Source organism: Streptomyces sp. NPDC107538, from assembly GCF_055657445.1.
The window spans coordinates 150531-173125 of sequence record NZ_JBVKAY010000010.1 but is presented as its reverse complement, the minus strand read 5'-3'; the positions used below and the strand labels follow the sequence as shown (position 1 = coordinate 173125).

Sequence of the window (22595 nt, the reverse complement as noted above, 5' to 3'; positions counted from 1 at the left end):
TGGGGTCACAACCGGTGGCTAAATGCCGTAAATGAAGTGATATGAGCGATTAGCATCGCTGGCGCAAGTCGAAGTCCGGAAGTACTCGCCAGGCCGACCCCCGGAGCCGTCCGTGCACGACGCTCACGACACCTCGGCGCGGCCGGTCCCGCCCAGCGGGCCGGAACCGCTGGTCCGTGTCCGCGGCCTCACCAAACGCTTCGGCGGCACCCTCGCCCTGGCCGGTGTCGACCTCGACGTCCGGGCGGGCAGCGTGCTCGCGCTCCTCGGCCCCAACGGAGCCGGAAAGTCCACCCTCATCAAGATCCTCGCCGGTGTCCACCACGCCGACGCGGGCCTGATCACCGTCGGCGGGCACCCGCTCGGAAGCCGTCCGGCCGCGCAGCTCATGTCCTTCATCCACCAGGACCTCGGGCTCGTGGAGTGGATGACGGTCGCCGAGAACATCGCCCTGGGCACCGGGTACGCGCGCCGGGCCGGACTGATCTCCTGGGGGCGCACCCGGGACCGCTGCACCGAGGCCCTGGCGCTCGTCGGCGGCCGACTCGATCCCGACGCCCCGATCGCCCGGCTCGCCCCCGCCGAACGGTCCCTCGTCGCGATCGCCCGCGCCCTGGCCACCCGGGCGCGGCTCATCGTCCTCGACGAACCGACCGCCCGCCTCCCCGCCGCCGACTGCGCCCGCCTCTTCCGCGTCCTGCACACCCTGCGCGACCGCGGCCACGGCATCCTCTACGTCAGTCACCGCCTCGACGAGGTGTACGAGGTCGCCGACACCTTCGCCGTCCTGCGCGACGGCCGTCTCGTCAGCCACGGCTCGACAGCCGGCCACCACCCCCTCCGCCTGGTGCGCGACATCACCGGCGAGGATCCGGCCGGCCCCGGCCCCGGCCCCGGCCCCGGTCCCGCCACCGCCGGGCAGCCGGGCCGCTGCCCCGCCGTCGTACGGTCCGGCGGCCCGGCGGTCCTGGCCCTCGACGGCGTACGGACCTCCGGCGCGGGACCCGTAGACCTGGAGCTGCGGGCCGGGGAGGCCCTCGGCCTGGTCGGGCTCTCGGGTGCCGGACACACGGAGCTGGGCCGGGCCCTCGCCGGTGCCCGGCCCCTGCTCGGCGGACGGGTCCTCCTCGACGGCGGCCCGTACCGCCCCCGTACCGTCGCCGACGCCGTCGCCCACGGTGTCGCCCTCGTCCCCGGCGACCGGCAGCGGGAGAGCTGCCTGGCCGAACTGACCGTCCGGGAGAACCTGCTGGCCAACCCCCGTGCCGGTGACGGCCCCCCACCACGCTGGATCGGCACCCGCCGGGAACGCGCCCAGGCGACCGCCCTGATCGAACGGTTCTCGGTCCGGCCCCCCGACAGCGAGGCCACCCTCGCCACCCTGTCCGGCGGCAACCAGCAGAAGGTCGTGATCGGCCGCTGGCTGCGGACCGGCCTGCGGCTGCTGATCCTGGAGGAACCGACGGCGAGCGTGGACATCGGCGCCAAGGCGGCCGTCCACCGGCTGCTCGACGAGGCGATGGCCCGAGGCCTCGCGGTCCTCCTCGTCTCCACCGACTTCGAGGAGGTCGCGGGGGTGTGCGGACGCGCCCTGGTCTTCGTCCGGGGAACCGTGGCGTCCGAGCTGAGCGGCCCGGCTCTCACGGTCGCGGGACTGACCCGGGCGGCCTCGGCCCTGCCCCCCGCCGGCACCGCGACGACCCCATGACGGCCCCGCCCGCCCCGCCCCGACGCCGCCACCGGAACAGGTCCGTCCTCCGCCCCGGCTCCGGCGGCCACTTCATCGGCGCCTACGGCCTCCTCGTCCTGACCGCCCTGCTCGTCCTGGTCTTCTCCCTCGCCCTGCCGCGCACCTTCCCCACCCTGGACACCCTCGACTCGATCCTCTCCACCCAGTCGATCCCGGCCGTCCTCGCGCTCGCCGCCATGGTCCCCATCGTGACCGGCGCGTTCGACCTGTCCATCGGCTACGGCCTCGGTCTCGCGCACGTCATGGTGCTGTACCTCGTCGTCGAGGAGGGCTGGCCCTGGCCGTTCGCCTGTCTCGTGGTGATCGCCGGCGGCCTGGTCGTCGGCGTCCTCAACGGGGTCGTCGTGGAGTTCGGCCGGATCGACTCCTTCATCGCCACCCTCGGCACCGGCAGCATGATGTTCGCCATGACCGGCTGGATCACCGACGGCGGCCGGATCGTCCCCGGCCCGCAGGGCCTGCCGCCCGCCTTCACCGACCTCTACACCTCCACGTTCCTCGGCCTGCCGGTCCCCGCCTTCTACGTCCTGGCGCTCGCCGTCGCCCTCTGGCTGGTGCTGGAACGGCTGCCGATCGGCCGCTGCCTGTACGTCGTCGGCTCGAACCCGCGCGCCGCCGACCTGGTCGGCATCCCCGTCCGCAGATACACGGTCTGCGCGTTCGCCGCGTCGGGCCTGATCGTCGGCTTCGCCGGGGTGCTGCTCGCCGCCCAGCAGCAGATCGGCAATCCGAGCGTCGGCCTCGACTATCTGCTGCCCGCCTTCGTCGGCGCCCTCCTCGGCTCCACCGCCATCAAACCCGGCCGCCCCAACGCCCTGGGCACGCTCGTCGCCGTGGCCGTCCTCGCCGTCGGCCTCACCGGCATCGCCCAGCTGGGCGCCGACTTCTGGACCGTGCCCCTGTTCCACGGCGGCACCCTGCTCCTCGCCGTGGGCCTGGCAGGCTGGGCCGCCCGCCGCCGTATGCACACCGGCGCCTTCTCGGCCCGTGACACGCCCACCGGACCGTCGGAGCCACCGCCCGACCGGCCGCCACCGGCGGGAGCCAGCGCGTGACCCGCACCTATCGGCGGGAGCCACCGCATGACCTCGACATGACCTCGACATGACCTCGACCGGGTGCACCACAGCCGTGTCCCGGCCGCGTTCTCCCGCTCGTCCCTCCGCGAGGAGCCATCCGTGCACCACCCCCGCAAGGCCCACTCCGGCGCGTCCCCGGCCCGGTGCGCGGCGACCGCCCTGCTGCAGCTGACCCTGGCCCTGACCCTGACCACCGCCCTGCTCGCCGGCTGCGAACGCGGGTCGTCGAGCGACCCGGACCCCACCGGCACGGGCACGAGCGGCTGCCCCGAGACCTACGCCGAGGCCAGGGCCGCCGTCGGCCGGGCCCAGCGGACCGACGTCCCCTGGAACGGCCCCACCACCGGCCCCGAGGCCGTGACCGGCCGGACCATCGTCTACGTCGCCCAGACCATGACCAACCCCGGCGTCGCGGGCGCCGCCGAGGGCGTCCGGGAGGCCGCGCGGGTCATCGGCTGGAACGTCCGGGTGATCGACGGCGGCGGCACCCCCGCCGGTATCCAGGCGGCGATGAGCGAGGCCGTGACCCTGCGGCCCTCGGGCATCGTCATCGGCGGCTTCGACCCGGGCGCGGTCTCGCAGCAACTCGCCCGCGCCGAGCGGGCGGACATCCCCCTCATCGGCTGGCACGCGGTCGCCGCCCCCGGCCCCAGCAGGCGCCCCGCCCTCTTCACCAACGTCACCACCCAGGTCGAGGACGTGGCCAGGATCAGCGCCCAATGGGTCATCTCGACCTCGGCCGGCGCCGCCGGCGTCGTGATCTTCACCGACGCCTCGATCCCCTTCGCCAAGAACAAGTCCGACCTGATCAGAAAGGAACTCGCCACCTGCGCGGGCGTGAACCTCCTGTCGTACGAGAACATCCCGATCTCCGACGCGAGCAGCCGCACCCCCCGCGAGGTCTCCTCGCTGCTCTCCCGCTTCCGGAGCCGCTGGACACACTCCGTCGCCATCAACGACCTGTACTTCGCCGACGCCGCGCCCGCCTTCCGCGCGGCAGGGGAGGACGGCGCCGGACCGCCCTTCAACATCGGTGCCGGGGACGGCGACCCCTCCGCCTTCCAGCGCGTCAACAGCGACCAGTACCAGGCGGCCACCGTCCCCGAACCGCTCGCCCTGCAGGGCTGGCAGATCATCGACGAGTTCAACCGCGCCTTCTCCGACCGCCCCGCCAGCGGCTATGTGGCCCCCGTCCACATCAGCACGGCCGACAACAGCGACGGCGCGACGAGCTGGGACCCGTCGGGCTACGAGGAGGGGTACCGGAAGATCTGGGGCAAGTGAGTCCCGTACGGGCCCGCACCGGCCGGCGGGCCCCGCAGGTCACAGCCGCAGGACGATCAGCGCGGTGTCGTCGGTGTTCCCGGCGGGCGGCAGCAGATCGGCGAGGAGGGCGTCGGCCAGGCTCTCGGGGTCCTGCTTGCGGTGGTGGGCGAGGGAGTCCGCGAGGCGCTCCAGACCGGTGTCGATGCCCTCGGTACGGCGCTCGATCAGACCGTCCGTGTACAGCACCAGGGTGGAGTCCTCGGCGAAGGGCGTCCGGGCCTGCGGGCGGGCCACCTCGACGGGGCGGGCGGCGAGCGGCGGGTCGGTGGCGCCGTCGAGGAAGGTGACGGTGCCGTCGGGGTGCACCAGCGCGGGCGGCGGATGGCCCGCGCAGCTGTAGGTGATGGTGTGGCTGTCCCAGTCGATGAAGGTCGTCACACAGGTGGTCGACTCGGCGCCCTCCACAGAGCGGGCGTAGCGGTCGAGGGCCTCCAGGGCCTGGGCCGGACCGTCCGCGACACGGGTCGCCCCGCTGAGTGCGCTGCGCAGCTGCCCCATGGCACAGGCCGCTGCCAGCCCGTGGCCCACGACGTCGCCCACGGCCACCGCGAGACCCTCGCCGGGCAGACCGACCAGGTCGTACCAGTCGCCGCACACGTTCAGCGCGCCGATGGCCGGGCGGTACCGCACCGCCGCGTCGTGCGGTCCGGTCGGGCCGGGCGGGGGCAGCATCGCCGCCTGCAGCGCCAGGGCCACCTCGCGCTCATGGGCGTGGGCGGTGCGCAGCCGTTCGTTGACCTCCTGCAGTTCCCGGGCGCGGGTGTACAGCTCGGCCTCCAGCACCCGGGCCCTGCTCTCGCTCTCCGAGCCGCTCTCGGTGTCCGCGCCAGGGCCGCCCCGGGCGCGGATGAGTTCGGTGACCTCCTCCACCCGGTGGATGATCAGGGCGACCTTGCCGTCCGGGCCGAGGACGGGGGCGTTCACCGGGCTCCAGTAGTGCTCCTGCCAGAGGCCGGGGCGCTGCGGGTCCTCGATGTCGTAGCGGAGGAGAGCCATCGTGTCGCGCTCGCCGGTGGCCACCGCGCGCAGCATCGACTCCCGGGTCTCCCGCATGCCGGCCGCGGCCGGTTCGTTCGGGTTCTCGGGGAAGACGTCGAAGATGTACCGGCCCAGCAGCTGCTCGCGGCTGCGCCCGGCCAGCCGCGCGAAGTCGTCGTTGGCGTCGACATAGACCAGCTCGGGCGTGAGCAGCGCCACCATGCCGGGCAGCGCCCGGAACACCTCCGCATAGTCGATATGCGGTTCCCTCATGTCCAGCCTGCCTTGGCGCCGAGCGTCGGTGTGCCGTTCCACGATAGGCGCGAACCGGCCGGGGGACCCGGTGGATCCGCAGCATCGGTGCGGAGGTTCCGGGGAGCCGCCGCTCCCGGCGTCTCGTGCCCCTCCTGCCCCACCTGCCATCGGCCGCCTTCCGCACCCCTCTCCGGCCGGGTGGGTCCGGCCGGAGAGAGGGACCGAAAGAGTGAAGCCGTGTGCCCCCGGGCCGCGGACCTGCGGCGTGGCGCGGGGACCGGCGGGTCGGAAGATGCCCGGCCCTGGGGCCGGTGGATCAGAAGATGCCCGGCCCAGGCGTCAGGATGCCGCACGGGTCGTACTGGGTCTTCCAGGAGCGGAACCGCGGCCACATGGAGCCGTAGTGCGCCTGCCAGTCGGCTGCCGTGAAGGGGCACGGGCCGTGCGGGTAGCGGACGCCGCCGACCGCGGCGGCCTCCTGGTAGTAGCGGTAGTTGCGGGCCGTCATACGGGCCGCGAAGTCGGGGTCGGGGCCGGATGCCGCCGAGTCGGTCAGCACGCTGACGAGCCAGACCCAGGGGCCGGTGGTGTCGTCGGGCAGCCTGAGCAGTGGTCGGCCGTAGCTGGACCGCAGCATCGGGAAGACCAGTCCGAAGCCGGTCGGTCCGAGGTCCTCGGCGGTCAGCGACGAGAACACCGACTCGACGTACTCCTCGACCGCGCCGTCCGGCAGGAACAGGTCCGACCAGGGCTTGACCTTCGCGTCCCAGTCCAGGTTCGCCGCGAAGGAGTCGTACATGTTCGTGACGAGGGAGATGTAGTCGAGATAGGTGGCGTCCTCGTAGGCCGCCGAGCCCGCCGCCGGGCTGAGCCCGCGGAGCAGGTGTGAACCGTCGGGCGTCTCGCCGGGGTTGTGGAAGACGGTGGCCCACAGGGTCAGGGGCTGTGCGGTGCCCGGCTGGGGGATGCTGCCGAGCGAGTCGAACTCGCCCCGGTTCGCCAGGACGCGGATGTCCTGGAAGAACGTGGGGATGTCCGTGTACCCGATCCGGTAGGTGCGGGCCAGCTGCTTGGCCGGGACCAGGTCGACGGTCGCGCGGGTGATGACACCGCACTGTCCGAGTCCGGCGAGCGCCGCCTCGAACAGGTCGCTGTTCTGGCTGTCGGAGCACCACTTCACGCGGCCCTCGCCCGTGACGACCTGGAGCCGGCGGGCATGGTCGACCTGGGCGCCGACACGATAGGCGGACATCATGCCGATGCCGCCGATGGACAGGGTTCCGCCGACCGTGGTCCCCAGGTAGCTCGTGATGGACGCCGGGGTGAGGCCCTGCTCGTACGCGGCGACGACGAGGTCCTTCCACAGCACGCCCGCGTCGACGTCGGCGCCGTCCGCGCCGATCGCGTGGATGGTGTCCAGCGACCGCATCTCGATGACGAGGCCGCCGCCGACGAGCGGCTGGCCGTACATCGCGTGGTGCGCGCCGGCGGGTGCGACCTCGATGCCGTGGTCGGCGCAGAAGCCGACCATCTTTCTGATGTCCTGGACCGAACCGGGCCGGAGCACCGCGCAGGGTCTTCTGAACACGATGTTGCCCTGGTCGTGCGCGTTCGCCGTGAGGGACTCCGCGTCGAAGACGAGGGTGCCGTCGAGCGAGGGCGCCGTGGCGAAGGACGTGCTGTCCGCAGCCGCGGCCTCGGTCACCCACTGCCGGGTGACGAGGTCGAAGCCGGCGACGACGGCGATGGTCCCGGCCGCGAACCGGGTGAGGAACTGACGCCTGTTGACGGCTCCGTGCGCTTGGTGTGACATGCCAGTCTCCGTGGTGTGGACGCGGCGGAGCGTCGGCGCGCCGCCGCTGGTTCGTCTTGCCCGTGGAGCGAAATCAGCTGAGCGAGCCGTGCGGGCCGACGTCGACCGTCAGTGGTGCGTCGACCGTCAGTGGTGCGTGCGCGCACGAATGCCCTGCCCCGAGTCCGGAGCAGGGTCGGTGGTCCCCTCCCACAGCGTTCTCCCCCCGAAGTTCCGCTTACGGCCCATCATGGCTCGCGGAACGCCGACGCGCGACGGTTCGGACCGCCAACTGTGGCTGGAATCAGGGCCGATGAGCGCGGACAGCCGGGCCGGTGGCGGATACCTGTCGGTCGGTCGGATTCGGCCATGGCCGGCGGCCGCGTACGGGATGTTCCGGTTCGGCTCAACTGTCGCGATGACCACCCCTGTTGACGACCCGTCATCCGGTTGAGTGATGATACGATCACCGCACTTACCGAGTGGACGGATGGGTGCAAAAGAGGCATCCATCGTCTTTGGTGAATTCCTCGTGGCAACCCTGGAATGGCTGACCTTCGGTATGTGTGAATTGACAGGAATTCAGTAGCTGGCTTTCAGCCGCCTGAAGAGGGTCTCATGACGCAATACATACAAAATCCGGCGCTCTGGGCACTCCTTGTCGTAACCCTTGTCGCCGTCGCCCTCATTGTTCGTCAGCGACGGGCGGCGCGCAGATTACGGCAGGAGATCGCAGGGCTTCGAAACCACTACGGTGAGTTGGAGAGCCAATACTCGGAGTCCGTTCGCTCGGCCCAGCAGGAGGCCGAGGGGGAGACGAGGACCGCCCTGAAGTCCGCCATGCGGACCCTCCAGGGTCTCGCCGCGGAGCAGCAGCGCATCATCTCGGGGCTGCAGCGCAAGTACGGCGATTCCGTCATGCTCCAGGACCTCCTGGAGATCGACCACATGAACGCGCAGTTCGGCCGGCGTGCCCAGTCCATCGCCGTGCTGTGCGAGGGCTGGCTCGGCCGGCACCGTGACGTGGCCTCGGTCTACGACGTGGTCCGCAGCGCCCAGGGCAGGATCCGCCACTTCCAGCGGGCCCACATCCTGTCCAAGGTCGACTTCGGCGTCACCAGCCGGGCCGTCGAACCGGTGGCACTGGCCCTCGCGGAACTCCTCGACAACGCGACCAGCTACTCCAGCCCGGACACCGTCGTCGAGATCAACGTCCGTTCCGTACCCAAGGGCGTCTGCATCATCGTCGACGACGCCGGCGTCGGGATGAACGAGGAGGAGAAGGCCAGGGCCGAGAAGCTGCTCACGAGCGAGCGGGCCACGGGCGTCTCCGGCCTCGGCAACCCGCCGCAGTTCGGCTTCGCGGTGATCGGTGTCCTCTGCGAGCGGTTCGGCTTCACGGTGTCGGTGGACTCCACCTCCCCCTACGGAGGTGTGCGGGCGGTCGTGCTGCTGCCCGACGAACTGCTCACCAGCATGCCGGAGCCCAAGCGGCCCGAGGCGTCGACGGAACCCATCCCGTCCCGGCAGGAGCCGGCGGCCGTGGAGACGGGCCTGTTGCCGCACGCGACCGACGCCGAGCCCTCGCTGCCCGTCGGCACCACCGAGGACGGTCTGCCCAAGCGGCGCCGCAAGCGCCCGATGGCCCTGGTCTCGACCGGCCCCTCCGCCGCGCCCGCACCCAAGCGGCGCAGCGAGGACACGGCCGCGATCATGGCCGCCTTCAAGCAGGGCACGGACGCGGGCCGCGCCACCCATCCCGAGGCGGGGGAGCGTCCGGGCGGTGCCCGTGACGCAAGCAGCGAAGGACACGACGTCCCATGAACGATCTTTCCTGGATGCTCGACAGCGCCCTGGAGATCCCCGGAGCGCTCCACGCCGTCCTCGTCTCCTCCGACGGGCTGCTGAGGGCCCGTTCGAAGGACGTGGACAAGGACGACGCGGACAAGGCCGCCGCCGCGATGAGCGGGATGCAGTCCCTCAGCCGGTCGCTGGCGTTCTTCTGCTCCCGGTCGGACCTGCGCTGGCAGCAGACGCTGGTCGAGTTCGACGGTGGCTGGATCTTCCTCATCTCGGCCGGTGACGGCGCCTACCTCGCGGTGTCGGCCTCCTCCGACGTCGACATGGCGGACATCACCTTCCGGATGCAGCAACTCGTCGGCCAGCTGGGCAAGGTCATGACCGCTCCACCCCGGGAGAGCAGCGTGGTAGGGCCATGACCGATTCCGACAAGCAGGAGCACGAAGCCGCCGAATTAGTGCGGCCGTACGTCATCACCGGTGGCCGCAGCCTGCCCGGCGAGAGTCAGTTCTCCCTGATCACGCTGGTCACGGCCGTGGCCGATCAGCAGCAGCGGCCCGCCCGCCTCTCACCCGAGGAACAGAACCTGCTGCGGATGTGCGTCGGCGGCTATCTCTCCGTCGCCGAGATCGCCGGACACATCCAACTGCCGGTGGGCGTGGTGAAGATCCTGCTGGCCGCCCTCTCCGAGGCCGGCTATCTCGTCACCCGCTCACCGGAGACGCGTGCGCCCGTCGCCAACCTGAAGATTCTCGAGGAGGTGCTCAATGGTCTCCAGTCCAAGTTTGGATGAGCGGGCGTACGTCCCCGGCGGAGAGACGCAGACCGCCGTGAAGATCCTGGTCGTCGGGCACTTCGCGGTGGGCAAGACCACGTTCATCGGGTCGATCTCCGAGATCTCGCCGCTCTCCACCGAGGAGACGATGACGCAGGCCGGCGAGGCGATCGACGACCTCAAGGGCGTCCAGGGCAAGACCACCACCACGGTCGCCATGGACTTCGGCCGCCTCACCGTCAGCGACCGCGTCGTCCTGTACCTCTTCGGCACCCCCGGCCAGCAGCGCTTCGTACAGATGTGGGAGGACATGGCACGCGGCGCCCTCGGGGCGCTCGTGCTGGTCGACCCCGAGCGCCTGGCCGACTCGTTCGCCGTGATCGACCTGATCGAGCAGTACGGGCTCGACTACGCGATCGCGGTCAACCATTTCGACGGTACGTCGATACGTGACGCGAGGGCGCTGCGCGAAGCGCTTGATCTGCTGGACGACACCCCCATCGTGACCTGCGACGCGCGGGACGAACGGTCGTCGGCCGAAGCACTGATCACGCTCGTCCGCTACTTGATGGACCGCGCCCGTTAGGAGCAGAGCAGACATGACATCGGATTCCGCCTTTCCCGCCCCACCACCCGGCTGCCCGGCCCACGACAGCGGACTCCGAGTCCCGCTGTACGGCTCCGAGTTCGCCGCCGACCCGCAGGCCTACTACGCCCACATGCGGCACTACGGCCCCACCGCCCCGGTCGAGATCGCGCCCGGTGTGGACGCGACCCTCGTCACCGACCACGCCACCGCCCTGAAGCTGCTCCAGGACTCCGGCAACTTCCGCAAGGACGCCCGCCGTTGGCGCGACGTCGCCGAGGGCAAGGTCGGCCCGGACAGCCCCGTCGTCCCCATGCTGGGCTACCGGCCCAACGCCATGTTCACCGACGGCGCCGAGCACGCGCGGCTGCGCCAGGCCATCACCGACAGCCTCGCCAAGGTCGACTCCCGCCGACTGAGCGACATGACCAAGCGGGCCTCCGACTACCTCATCGCCCAGGTCGCGGCCCGCGGTTCGGTCGACCTGATGAACGACTACGTCAAGCAGCTGCCGCTGCTCGTCTTCAACGAGCTCTTCGGCTGCCCGGCGGACGTCGGCGACCGGGTCGTCTTCGGCATCTCCGGAGTCTTCGAGGGCGTCAACGCCGAGAAGGCCAACGCGGTGCTCGGCCAGGCCGTGTTCGAGCTGGTGGCGCTCAAGCGGGCCCGGCCCGCCGACGACGTCACCTCGTACCTGATGCGGCACGAGGCACGGCTGACCGACGAGGAACTCGTCCACCAGCTGATCCTGCTCCTCGGCGCGGGCGCCGAACCGCTGCGCAACCTCATCGGCAACACCCTGCACCGGCTGCTCCTGGAGGACCGGTACGCCGACGGCGGCCTGATCGAGGAGGCCATCGACGACACGCTGTGGGACAACCCGCCCATGGCGAACTACGCGCCGCACTACCCCGCGGCCGACATGGAGTTCGGCGGGACGAAGCTGCGGGCCGGTGACCTGGTCCTGGTCAGCATGACGGCCGCGAACACCGACCCGGCACTGGCTGCCGCCCGCCGGGCCGGCGGCGGACGCGCCCACCTGTCCTGGAGCGCCGGCCCGCACGCCTGCCCCTCCAAGGAACTCGCCCGGCTCGTCACCATGGTGGCCATCGAGAACCTACTCAACCGGCTGCACGACATCGAACTCGCGGTGCCCGAGGACAGCCTGACCTGGCGTCCGGGCCCCTTCCACCGCGCGCTGGCCGCGCTGCCCTGCCGCTTCACCCCGCAGGTCGTCCAGCGGCCGAACGTGCCCCGCACCACGGAGCCGTCCGGACGCGGCGAGAGCGCCCCGGCGGGCCGCAAGACGGAGCGAGGTGTGTGGGGCTCCTTCCTGTCCTGGTTGAAGGGGTGACGCACGCAACAGCCTGTAACAGAACGCACTGCATGAGTATTCAACCAAAGGGGTAGTAACGCGGCGGCATTCGTGGTGACCAACGAACAAAGGGAGGTGTCGTGGACCACATATCCACCGGCGCCGCTTCTGCTCGACATCCGGACATTTCCCGCCGCTCCCGACGACACACCGCCTTACCCCACGCGGAGGCCACGAGGGGCGTGACCCGCCATCAGTCGCCGCGAGACGAGATACCCGCCGAGGTCGGCGGGTATCTTTCTGTGTCCTCTCGCACGCTGGGTGTCCGCTGTGAAGGCTCTTCGCCCCCGGCCCCGCCCCCCGTCCCGCCCTCGCACCGCGAGCAGCGGCGGGAGCACCGGTGAGCGCCACCGGGTCCGGCACCGGGAGGACCCGGGAGGACCGGACGCTCGGCGACCTCGTCAGCGGCCAACTGCTGCGGCTCTGCCAGGAGTCGGGACTCACCCGCTCCGACGCCGAGACCTACGCGCGTCTACTGACCGACTCCCTGGGCGCGGTGGCCGAGCGGCCCCTCGAACTGCCGCCCCCCTCAAGGACCTTCCTCTCGGACGACTCCACCCCGGTGGAGTTCTCGCTCTCCTTCACCCCGGACGCGCCACCGGCGGTGCGGGTGCTGCTGGAACCGGGATGCGGTACCGGCGGTCTCCGGGAGAACGGCCTCGCGGGACTGGAGGCCGTACGGTCGATGGCCCGGCGCTGGGGCTTCGCCACCGATCGACTCGACGCCCTGGAGGACCTGTTCTTCCCTCCGGACCCCCAGGGCCCGCTGGCCCTGTGGATCGCGCTGGAGCTGCGCCCCGGCGGTGTCCCCAAGATCAAGGTGTATCTGAACCCGGCCGCGGCCGGCGCTTCGAGAGCCGCCGAAACGATCCGGGAGGCACTGGACCGGCTCGGCCACCGGCACGCCTTCGACGCGCTGCCGCCGGCCGACGCCTATCCGTTCTTCGCACTCGACCTGGGCGACTGGGCGGCGCCCCGGGTGAAGATCTACGCCACGCACCACGGGCTCCCGGTGACGGCCGCCGGGGATCTGTGCCGGACGGAGAACCGCCCCGACAGCGCGCTGTTGGAGGAGTTCCTCCGGACCGTGGGCGGCTTCGACGGTGCGGCGGGACACCCACCGGACCCTGCGGCCCGGTTCGACCGGCGCCCCGTCCTCACCTGTCACTCCTTCACCCGGACCACCGGTGGTCCCACCGGGTTCACCCTCCACGTCCCGGTCAGGGACTACGCCCGGGACGACGAGGAGGCGCTCCGGCGGGCCCGGACCGTCCTCGGCCGCCACGGGCTGGCCACCGGTTCACTGGGCCGGTCACTGGCGGCCGTCACCTCACGGCCACCGCGGGACGGCGTCGGGCTCATCGCGTACGTGGCACTGGTCCACGAACTCGACCGGCCGCCCCGGGTGACCACGTACCTCTCGTCGGAGGCCTACGAGGTCAGGCCCCCGAACACCCCGCCGACCACCTCCACCTCCACCTCATCGAACATCCCGCCGACCGGCGGCGGAACGATCCGCAGTACGTCAGGAGCAAGGATCTGTATGGAGCCCTACCGCATCAAGGTCGTCGAGCCCATCGCGCTCACCACCCGGGAACAGCGCGAGGCCGCGCTGGAGCGGGTGCACTACAACCTCTTCGACCTGCGCGCCGAGGAGGTGACCATCGATCTGCTCAGCGACTCGGGCACCGGCGCCATCTCGGCCGCGCAACTCGCGGCGGGCATGGAGGGCGACGAGTCCTACGCGGGCTCGCGCTCCTTCTACCGCTTCCACGAGACCGTGACCGAACTGACCGGCTACAAGCACATCTTGCCGGCCCATCAGGGACGCGCCGCCGAGCGCATCCTGTTCAACACGCTCCTCGAACCGGGCGGCATCGTCCTGGCCAACACCCACTTCGACACCACGCGGGCGAACGTGGAGCTTTCCGGATGTCAGGCGCATGACATCCCGTGCGCCGAGGCCCGGGATCTCGACAGCGAACTGCCCTTCAAGGGCAACATCGACCTGGACAGACTCCGCGCCACGCTCGAAGGGCCGGACGGTTCCCGTGTGCGCGTGGTGATCATGACGATCACCAACAACGGCGGCGGCGGCCAGCCCGTCTCCATGGAGAACCTGAAACAGACCGCTGAGATCTGCCGCCGTCACGGCGTCCCGATGATCCTGGACGCCGCCCGGTTCGCCGAGAACGCCTGGCTCGTGACCCGCCACGAGGCGGCCTACCGCGACCGCACCCCGCGCCAGGTCGCCGAAGAAGCGTTCCGTCTCGCCGACGGCTGTGTCATGAGCGCCAAGAAGGACGGCATCGTCCACATCGGCGGCTTCATCGGCCTCAACGACCCCGAACTCGCCGAGAAGTGCGAACGGCTCCTCATCGCCACCGAGGGCTTCGCCACCTACGGCGGACTCGCGGGCCGCGACCTCGACATGATGGCCACCGGTCTGCTTGAGGTCACCGAGCCCGCGTATCTCGCGGAGCGGGCCGACGTCGCCTCCCACCTCGCCGACCGCGTCCGCTCGGCGGGCGTCGACATCCTCGAACCCCCGGGCCTGCACGCCCTCTACCTGAACGCGGGCCGTCTGCTCCCGCACATACCGCCCCACCACTACCCGGGTCACGCCCTCGCCTGCCGCCTCTACCTCGAAGGCGGGATCCGATCGGCCGAACTCGGTTCCCTGTATCTCGGCGAGGAGGACGAGGACGGCAACCCGGTCAAGAGCGCGCCCTACGAACTGGTCCGGCTCGCCCTCCCGCGCCGCGTCTACACCCGCAGCCACTACGACCACGTCGGAAGGACCCTGGAGAAGATCGCCAAGAACGCGGACTCCGTCCACGGCTACCGCATCTTCGAGCAGTCGCCGATCCTGCGGCACTTCCGCGCCAAACTCCAGCCCGTGACCGGCTGACCCCCACCGGTAGGCCGTGAAGGGCGCCTGGCCCGGGTATCCCCCGGCCAGGTGCCCTTCTCGCGTTCCTCGCGTTCCTCGCGTTCCTCGCCTTCCTCGCGTTTCGCGCGTTTCGCGCAGGGGCGGCTCGATGTCACCGACGGTCACCGTCGGTCACGTGGCGAAGTGCCCGATGGCACTCCCGGAGCTGAAGTGATCTGCGACATATGACCATCTCGCCCGTTATGGGTAGCTTGAGGTGCTCACCCCGCCCGTGCGGCGCCGCGTCGTCGAACGCACCGCCCACCGATCCCCGGCCCGGGAGACCCATGCGCCCTCGAATAGCCTCCGTGCGACCCCTTGCCCTGACGGGCGGTGCGCTGACCGTCGGCCTCGGCGGCCTCTATCTGACGGGGCTGCTCGTCACGGGCGGTGAGATCGAAGCGGGGACGACCGTGCGCGGGGTGGACATCGGGGGCCTCAGCCGCACCGAAGCCATCCGGAAGCTGGACGAGCGCCTGGCGGCGGCCGGCTCGCGGGAGCTGACCGTGAAGGTCGGCGACCGCGACGCGACCGTCGACCCGCGGCAGGCCGGACTCGCCTTCGACGCCGAGCGGACCGTCGACCGGGCGACGCGCACCTCCTCCGATCCGGCCGGCGTGCTCGGCGCGTTCTTCCGCTCGGGCGGTGCCATCGAGCCGGTCGTCACCGTCGACGAGGACAAGGCCCACACCGTGCTCGGAAAACTGGCGAGCGACCTCGACCAGAAGGTCCGTGAGGGGGCCGTGACCTTCGAGGACGGCCACGTCGAGCAGGTCGCGCCGCGCAAGGGCTACGCACTGGACGTGGACGCCGCGGTCGACACCCTCCGGACCTCCTTCCTGCACACCGCCGCGGACACGGTCACGGCCCTGCCCACCCGCGAGGCCGAGCCGAAGGTGGCGGCCGAGGAGGTACGGCGGGCGGTGCGCGAGTTCGCGCGGCCGGCCATGTCGGCCCCCGTCACCCTCACCGCCGACGGCAGACGGTTCACGGTCGGCCCGGACGTGGTGGGCGACCACCTGACCATGCGGCCGGACGCCTCCGGCAGACTGACCCCGAAGCTGGACGGCAAGGGCCTGCGCTCCGCCCCCGCGGTGGCCCGTCCCCTGGCCGACATCACCACCACGGCCGAGAACGCCGCACTCCGGCTGGACGGCGACCGGGCCGTGGTGACCGGCGACGCCCGGACCGGCGTCCAGGTCACCGACACGGCACTGAGCGAGGCCGTACTCCCGCTGCTCACCAAGACGGACGCCGCCCGCACCGGGGACGTGGCCGTGCGACGGATCCAGCCCGAGGTGACCCGCGAGAACGCGGCGCGCCTGGGACTGACGGAGAAGATGTCCTCCTTCACCGTCAACTTCGAACCGGCCGCCTACCGCACGAAGAACATCGGGCGGGCCGCGCAGCTCATCAACGGCTCCGTCGTCATGCCCGACAAGACCTGGAGCTTCAACCGGACCGTGGGGGAGCGCACCGAGGCCAACGGCTTCGTCGAGGGCATCATGATCCTCGACGACCAGTTCACCAAGGCGGCCGGTGGCGGGGTCTCCGCCCTGGCCACGACCGTGTACAACGCGATGTTCTTCGCCGGGGTCAAGCCCGTCGAACACGGCGCCCACTCCTTCTACATCGAGCGCTACCCCGAGGGCCGCGAGGCGACGGTCGCCTGGGGCAGCCTCGACCTCAGGTTCACCAACGACTCCGGCAAGGCCATGTACATCCAGGCCGAGTCCACCGACACCTCGGTGACCGTCACCTTCATCGGCACCAAGCACTACGACGACGTCAAGTCGGTGAAGGGCCCCCGCACCCACGTCGAGCCCCCGGCGAAGAAGGTGAACACCGACGAGAAGTGCGTACCCCAGACCCCGCTGGAGGGCTTCGACGTCACCGTGGAGCGGGTCTTCTACAACGACGGCAGGGAAGTGAAGCGGGAGCCGTTCCACACCCACTACACCCCCCGCGACGAAATCACCTGCGAGACTCCCACAGACCCCGAGACCGACCGCCCTGCCAAGGGGGAGGCGGGTAGGGGGTAGTTCGGTGTGAGTGACCGGCCCTACGCCGTGCTCGACGGGTCGGGCGCGGTGGGCAGTGCGAAACACCCCCGGAAGTGGGGCGAGTTGCTGCGCTGCCGGAGCCGCACGGACGCCTCCGCAGCGGTCCGGGCCGTGCTGCCGGACGGCACGGCCCTCCCGGTGGACGACCCCGACCTGGACGGACGGCTGTCGAAGCCGCTGGGCCGTCAGGTGTTCCTCTCGGCGGAAGCGCCGGAACACAGCAGGCTCGAACGTGCCGTGCCGGACTACGAGGGCGCTGCCCCGGAGGCCGTAGGGGCCTCGGCCTCCGTCGATGTCACCGGCGAGACGATCACGACGGGCGACGTCGCCGCCGGTACGTTCTTCGACTACCGGAGAGTTCCGGGTTCCGGTGTTCGCCCTGGGCCGGCCGGCGTGCCTCGGTGTGTACCTGGACGTTCTGGAAGCCGGGAAGGTCCGGGTGGGAGACCCGGCCACCCTGGAGGAGACCGGCTGACCACCACGGGCGCGGGCGCAACGTCGTTGCAACATTCCGGTTTCTAGCCTGCCTGCGAGAGCCGCCCAACGGCGGGTGGCGCTTCTGGGGAGGCAGGTATTCATGACCCGTTTCGCAGCGCCCGGCACGGACGGCGCGGTCGTCTCCTACGAGGCGCGTTACGACCACTTCATCGGAGGCGAGTACGTGCCGCCGGCGCGCGGGCTGTACTTCGAGAACCCGAGTCCGGTGAACGGGCTGCCGTTCACGGAGATCGCGCGCGGTACGAGCGAGGACGTGGAGCGCGCGCTGGACGCGGCGCACGCGGCCGCGCCCGGCTGGGGGCGTACGTCCGTGACCGAGCGCTCCGACGTCCTGCGGAAGATCGCCGACCGGATGGAGGCGAATCTGGAGAAGCTGGCGGTCGCGGAGAGCTGGGAGAACGGCAAGCCGGTACGGGAGACCCTGGCCGCCGACATCCCGCTCGCCATCGACCACTTCCGGTACTTCGCGGGGGCGATCCGCGCGCAGGAGGGTTCGCTGGCCGAACTGGACGACGACACGGTCGCTTACCACTTCCACGAGCCGTTGGGCGTGGTCGCCCAGATCATCCCGTGGAACTTCCCGATCCTCATGGCGACCTGGAAGCTGGCGCCCGCGCTGGCGGCGGGCAACGCGGTCGTGCTCAAGCCGGCCGAGCAGACCCCGGCGTCCATCCATGTCTGGATGAGCCTGGTGGCGGACCTGCTGCCGCCGGGCGTGGTGAACATCGTCAACGGCTTCGGGGTGGAGGCCGGCAAGCCGCTGGCGTCGAGCCCGCGGGTCGCGAAAGTGGCGTTCACCGGCGAGACGACGACCGGGCGGCTGATCATGCAGTACGCCTCGGAGAACATCACGCCGGTGACCCTCGAACTCGGCGGCAAGTCGCCCAACATCTTCTTCGACGACGTGTGGTCGGCGAACGACGACTTCCGTGACAAGGCCCTCGAAGGCTTCACCATGTTCGCGCTCAATCAGGGCGAGGTGTGCACCTGTCCGTCGCGGGCGCTGGTGCAGCGCGGCAACTACGCCGAGTTCATGGAGGCGGCCGTCGCCCGCACCGAGCAGATCAAGACCGGGCACCCGCTGGACACCGACACCATGATCGGCGCCCAGGCCTCCAACGACCAGCTGGAGAAGATCCTCTCCTACCTGGACATCGGCCGCCAGGAGGGCGCGAAGATCCTCACCGGCGGTGAACGCATCGAGCACGACGGCGAGTTGAAGGGCGGCTACTACGTCCAGCCGACGATCTTCGAGGGCGACAACCGGATGCGGATCTTCCAGGAGGAGATCTTCGGACCCGTCGTCTCCGTGACCTCGTTCAACGACTTCGACGACGCCATCAAGATCGCCAACGACACGCTGTACGGTCTGGGCGCCGGCGTCTGGACGCGGGACACCAACACCGCCTACCGCGCGGGCCGTTCCATCCAGGCGGGCCGCGTCTGGACCAACTGCTACCACGCCTACCCGGCCCACGCCGCGTTCGGCGGCTACAAGGGCTCGGGCATCGGCCGCGAGACCCACAAGATGATGCTGGACCACTACCAACAGACCAAGAACCTCCTCGTGTCGTACTCGCCGAAGAAGCTCGGCTTCTTCTAGACGCAGACGCAGACGCAGACGCAGACGCGGACAACGGCGCGCGCCCGGACCGGGGAGGACCCCGGGTCGGGCGCCCTCCGCTGTCGGCGGCCCCAGGGGCACCGTCACGGACTCCGAAGGCGCCCCCACCCCGGTGGCGCCGACAGCTCCGCCTCCAGCTCGCGCAGCCGTGACCGTACGGCCGGAGCGGGGCGTACGGTCGCGAGCGCTCGCCACACCTCCAGGTCGTCCTCGCCCCAGGGAGTGTGCGCCCAGTCCGCCAGGAGATCGGGGTCGCGGCGGGCTATCAGGGCGCTGCGCAACCCGTCGGCGAGCCGGAGCCGCAGCCGTACGACGGCCGGAGCCCGGGAACCCGGCAGCAGCGGACCCGCGTACGCCGACGCGGCAGCCGTCACCGCACCCGTCTCCAACCACCGTTCCACGACCGCGACATCGGACTCGACCGGAACCGTCAGCCGGTACGGCCGCGACCCCAGCAGCCCCGGCCCGAGCAGCCGGCGCAACCGGGCCAGCTCGGCCCGCAGCGTCACCGGTGTCACCGACTCGTCCTCGTACAGCGCGCAGAGCAGTTCGTCGCCGGAGAGTCCCTCCGGGTGCCGGGCGAGCAGCACCAGGATCTCGCTGTGCCGGCGGCTCAGCCTGATCTTCCTTCCCCCGACGACGAGTTGGGCCTCGTCACGGCCCAGAGCCGCCAGGTCGAGCGCGTCGGCCGCGGCCCCGGGCGGGCTGAGCAGGGCGAGCTGGGACTCGGCCGCCCGGGCCACCGCCTGGACGAAGCCGAGGCTGTGCGGATGCGCCAGACCGTCGCCGCCGGTGATGTCGATCGCGCCGAGCACCCGCCCGGTGCGCGGATCGTGCACCGGCGCCGCCGCGCACGTCCACGGCTGCACCCGCCGTATGAAGTGCTCGGCCGCGAACACCTGCACCGGCCGGTCCACGGCGACCGCCGTACCCGGCGCGTTCGTCCCGACCGCGGACTCCGCCCAACGCGCCCCCGGCACGAAGTTCATCCGGTCCGCCCGCCGTCTGGTCGCCGCGTCCCCCTCCACCCACAGCAGTCTGCCCTGCGCGTCGCACACGGCCAGCAGATGCTCGCCGTCCGACGCGAACGTGCCCAGCAACTCCCGGACCAGCGGCATCACCCGGGCCAGCGGGTGCTCCGCGCGATAGGAACCGAGGTCGCCGTCCGTCAGCTCCACCCGCGCGGTGCCCTCCGGTCCGACACCCGCCCTCGCCGAGCGCCGCCACGAGTCCGCGACCACGGAACGCACCGGCCGCGCCACCGTGCCCTGCTGCGTGAACGCCTCATGGGCGCGGCGCAGCACCCGAACCCGCTCGACGGGGTCGGCTCCCGGCCCCAGAGCCACCCATGGATCGGTCAACTCGGCCTCCCGGAAAAGCGCTCACGGCTGGAACCATCGTCACCGCAGGACCCACACCCCGACAAGCCGCGCGCCCGCGACAACCTCAGCCGGTGTTCACCAGGCGTATGTACCGGTCCCAGTCCCAGTGCGGCCCAGGGTCGGTGTGGTCGGTGCCCGGCACCTCGTGGTGGCCGATGATGTGGGTGCGGTCCTTCGGTATGCCGTATCTGTCACAGACCGCCGAGGTGAGGGCCGCCGACTGCTCGTACATGGCGTCGGTGAAGTACTCGGGCCGGTCCACCCAGCCCTCGTGCTCGATACCTATGCTCCGCGCGTTGTAGTCCCAGTTGCCCGCGTGCCAGGCGATGTCACGCTCACGCACACACTGGGTGACCCGCCCGTCGGCCGACCGGAGCACATAGTGCGCGGAGACCTGCTTCGCCGGGTTCCAGAAGACGGGCAGGGTGTTCTTGTACGTCGTCTGCGTCACATGAATGATCACCAGATCGATCGGCCGGCCGGCCGGGCGGTCGGCCGCGGTGTAGTTGGCCGGGCTCGCCGGATCCCAGCGCGCGGGCCTGTGGTCGAGGGGCGGTGACTTGGCGTCGGCCCGGGGGCTCGGGAGCAACGCGTAGGGGATCGCGGCGAGGGCGGTGCCCTGTAGCAGCAGCCGCCTGCTCGGCAACGGCCTGGCTCGCTCCATCTGTGTCCGCCTCTCAGGGTGTGTGGTCGAAGACGCGTCCGCGGGTCGAATGGCTGCGCCTCGCGTGATCACGGTACGGCGACTTGGGCCGGAGCCGCCCGAGCGTGTGGAAAGCGGTGGAAAACCGGCGAGTTGTGGATAACTTCGTCACTCACACGAGGGAGGCGGCCACCCGACAGGCCCGTAAATGGCGAGTCGACGGGGCGGGGTGGGACGACGGGGCGGGGTGGGACGACGGGGCGGGGGCGACGGGGCGGGGTGGGGCGCGCCGACCGCGTTACGACCGCACCCCCGCCGTCGCCGGATCGTCCAGCACACTCCGCACCACCGAGTGAGCCGCACCCAGCAGCGGTCCCTCGGAGCCCAGGCGGGACACGGTCACGGCACAGGCCGGACCGGCCGTCCGCCGCGCCAACTCCCGCTCCAGCGAAGGCAGCAGCCAGGGCGCGAGCGCGGCCAGGGCGCCGCCCAGCACCACGGTCTCCGGGTCCAGCAGATTGACGGCGCCGGTCAGCGCGATGCCGAGTGCCGTACCGGCGCCGCGCAGGGCCCGGTGCACATCCTTGTCACCGGCGGCGGCCCGCTCGGCGAGGAACTCGACACGGTGCTCTCCCGGTTCCAGCCCGGCCGCCCGCAGTACGGCCTCCTCACCGGCGTACTGCTCCAGGCAGCCGCGGCCCCCGCAGGCGCAGTCGGGGCCCTCGGGGCGCACGGGGACATGCCCCAGCTCGCCCGCGAAACCCCGGGTGCCGCGGAGCAACCGGCCGTCCACGACGACCGCGCCGCCGATGCCGATCTCCGCCGAGACGTGCAGGAAGTCGGACGGGGTGCCCTCGCCGAGCCAGAGTTCGGCGAGACCACCGAAGTTGGCCTCGTTGTCCACGGCCACCGGCAGACCGCCCGGCAACAGGGCGCCCAGGTCGGTGTCGTGCCAGTCGAGGTTCGGGGCGCGGACCACGGTCCGGGCGTCCCCGGCCACCAGTCCGGGCACGGCGACCGCCAGCCCCGCCGGCCACAGGCCCTCGCCCTCCGCCTGCGCGACGACCTGCCGGACGAGTTCGGTCAACTCGTCGATGACCGGCTCGGGCGCCCGGCCGCGGTTGGTGCCCTGCCGCACCGCCCTGGCCCGTACCTCACCGCGCAGGTCCACGGCGCAGACCGCGAGATGGTCGACACCGATCTCCGCGCCGATCCCGGCGGGTCCGCGCCCGCTGAGGGCGAGCGCCGAACCGGGCCGCCCGACCCGGCCGGGCCGCTCGGGGCCCAGTTCCTCCAGGAGCCCGGAGCGGATCAGCTCGTCCACCAGCGTCGACACGGCGGCCCGGGTCAGGCCGATGTGCGAGGCGACGGCGGCCCGGGACAGCGGCCCCTCGGCGTTGACGCTGTGCATGACCCGGGAGAGGTTGCGGCGGCGCATGCCCTGCTGGTTGTCGGGCACACGACGGCCGGAGCCGCCCGCGTGGGACTCGTGCAGTGGTGCGGTCATGCCTCCCTCGGCTTCCGTCGATGTGTCCTGGTGAGCTTCTTGGTGGGCGTCCCGTGTCCGCGACGCGTGTCCCCTGACCCGTGTCCCCTGACCCGTGTCCCGGACCCGTGACTGCGTCCCATGACCCGTGTAGATCATGCCGCAATCGGATTTTCCCACGTCGGACACCCTGGCCGGATCCGCTGCCCGATCCGCAGCCCCGGCCGCCTGCGGTCGGCTGCCCCGGTTCG

At 71.3% G+C, this 22595-nt stretch carries 17 protein-coding genes; 12 read left to right on the top strand and 5 right to left on the bottom strand.

The genetic code is table 11. The annotated features are described in order from the left end of the window. Positions 1-112 precede the first annotated feature (112 nt). The 3 genes from ACZ7MG_RS31100 (at position 113) to ACZ7MG_RS31090 (ending at position 4113) form a co-directional block, all read left to right on the top strand. Positions 113-1708: a sugar ABC transporter ATP-binding protein gene (locus ACZ7MG_RS31100; protein WP_471386711.1), complete on the top strand. Its 1596-nt coding sequence runs from the start codon at positions 113-115 to the stop codon at positions 1706-1708. Continuing rightward, positions 1705-2805: an ABC transporter permease gene (locus ACZ7MG_RS31095; RefSeq protein WP_471386713.1), complete on the top strand. Its 1101-nt coding sequence runs from the start codon at positions 1705-1707 to the stop codon at positions 2803-2805. Before ACZ7MG_RS31100 ends, ACZ7MG_RS31095 begins: the two co-directional genes overlap by 4 nt. Positions 2806-2928: 123 nt before the next feature. After that, the gene (locus ACZ7MG_RS31090; RefSeq protein WP_471386716.1) at positions 2929-4113 is read left to right on the top strand and encodes a substrate-binding domain-containing protein; all 1185 of its coding nucleotides are present in this window, start codon (positions 2929-2931) and stop codon (positions 4111-4113) included. 39 nt (positions 4114-4152) lie between these two features. Here the strand turns inward: ACZ7MG_RS31090 and ACZ7MG_RS31085 are convergent, their stop codons facing one another. Together ACZ7MG_RS31085 and ACZ7MG_RS31080 are read right to left on the bottom strand one after the other, a co-directional pair. Next, positions 4153-5406 carry a PP2C family protein-serine/threonine phosphatase gene (locus ACZ7MG_RS31085; RefSeq protein WP_471386719.1) on the bottom strand — a complete coding sequence of 418 codons (1254 nt, stop codon included), beginning with the start codon at positions 5404-5406 and terminating at the stop codon, positions 4153-4155. Between the two features lie 298 nt (positions 5407-5704). Further along, positions 5705-7201: an FAD-binding protein gene (locus ACZ7MG_RS31080; RefSeq protein ID WP_471386722.1), complete on the bottom strand. Its 1497-nt coding sequence runs from the start codon at positions 7199-7201 to the stop codon at positions 5705-5707. Positions 7202-7798: 597 nt separating this feature from the next. Here ACZ7MG_RS31080 and ACZ7MG_RS31075 point away from each other — a divergent pair. The 9 genes from ACZ7MG_RS31075 (at position 7799) to exaC (ending at position 18812) form a co-directional block, all read left to right on the top strand. Continuing rightward, on the top strand, positions 7799-9004 hold the full coding sequence (locus ACZ7MG_RS31075; protein WP_471386725.1) for a sensor histidine kinase: 1206 nt from the start codon (positions 7799-7801) through the stop codon (positions 9002-9004). Next, positions 9001-9399, top strand: coding sequence for a roadblock/LC7 domain-containing protein (locus ACZ7MG_RS31070; RefSeq protein WP_471386728.1), 399 nt, complete (start codon positions 9001-9003; stop codon positions 9397-9399). The genes ACZ7MG_RS31075 and ACZ7MG_RS31070 overlap by 4 nt, the downstream gene beginning before the upstream one ends. Continuing rightward, positions 9396-9773 (top strand): DUF742 domain-containing protein, encoded by a 378-nt coding sequence (locus ACZ7MG_RS31065; protein WP_471386731.1) that lies wholly within the window; start codon positions 9396-9398, stop codon positions 9771-9773. Before ACZ7MG_RS31070 ends, ACZ7MG_RS31065 begins: the two co-directional genes overlap by 4 nt. After that, positions 9748-10341 (top strand): GTP-binding protein, encoded by a 594-nt coding sequence (locus tag ACZ7MG_RS31060; RefSeq protein ID WP_013005331.1) that lies wholly within the window; start codon positions 9748-9750, stop codon positions 10339-10341. Before ACZ7MG_RS31065 ends, ACZ7MG_RS31060 begins: the two co-directional genes overlap by 26 nt. 13 nt (positions 10342-10354) lie before the next feature. After that, positions 10355-11695, top strand: a complete 1341-nt coding sequence (locus tag ACZ7MG_RS31055; protein ID WP_471386735.1) for a cytochrome P450 — start codon at positions 10355-10357, stop codon at positions 11693-11695. A 361-nt stretch (positions 11696-12056) separates the two neighbouring features. Further along, on the top strand, positions 12057-14627 hold the full coding sequence (locus ACZ7MG_RS31050; RefSeq protein WP_471386738.1) for a tryptophanase: 2571 nt from the start codon (positions 12057-12059) through the stop codon (positions 14625-14627). A gap of 308 nt (positions 14628-14935) precedes the next feature. Then, a complete protein-coding gene (locus ACZ7MG_RS31045) occupies positions 14936-16690 on the top strand; it encodes a VanW family protein (RefSeq protein ID WP_471386741.1) in 1755 nt (584 codons plus the stop codon). Positions 16691-16696: 6 nt separating this feature from the next. After that, the gene (locus tag ACZ7MG_RS31040) at positions 16697-17233 is read left to right on the top strand and encodes a hypothetical protein (RefSeq protein WP_471386744.1); all 537 of its coding nucleotides are present in this window, start codon (positions 16697-16699) and stop codon (positions 17231-17233) included. A 55-nt stretch (positions 17234-17288) separates the two neighbouring features. Beyond that, entirely contained in the window at positions 17289-18812 is a 1524-nt protein-coding gene (gene exaC, locus ACZ7MG_RS31035; RefSeq protein ID WP_216587129.1) for an acetaldehyde dehydrogenase ExaC, read from the top strand. Between the two features lie 104 nt (positions 18813-18916). Here the strand turns inward: exaC and ACZ7MG_RS31030 are convergent, their stop codons facing one another. The 3 genes from ACZ7MG_RS31030 to ACZ7MG_RS31020 form a co-directional block, all read right to left on the bottom strand. Further along, positions 18917-20194 carry a GAF domain-containing protein gene (locus ACZ7MG_RS31030; RefSeq protein ID WP_471386747.1) on the bottom strand — a complete coding sequence of 426 codons (1278 nt, stop codon included), beginning with the start codon at positions 20192-20194 and terminating at the stop codon, positions 18917-18919. Between the two features lie 85 nt (positions 20195-20279). Then, positions 20280-20879 carry an N-acetylmuramoyl-L-alanine amidase gene (locus ACZ7MG_RS31025; RefSeq protein ID WP_471386750.1) on the bottom strand — a complete coding sequence of 200 codons (600 nt, stop codon included), beginning with the start codon at positions 20877-20879 and terminating at the stop codon, positions 20280-20282. A gap of 277 nt (positions 20880-21156) precedes the next feature. Beyond that, complete coding sequence (locus ACZ7MG_RS31020) at positions 21157-22365, bottom strand: ROK family protein (RefSeq protein WP_471386752.1); 1209 nt, start codon at positions 22363-22365, stop codon at positions 21157-21159. Positions 22366-22595: the final 230 nt, after the last annotated feature.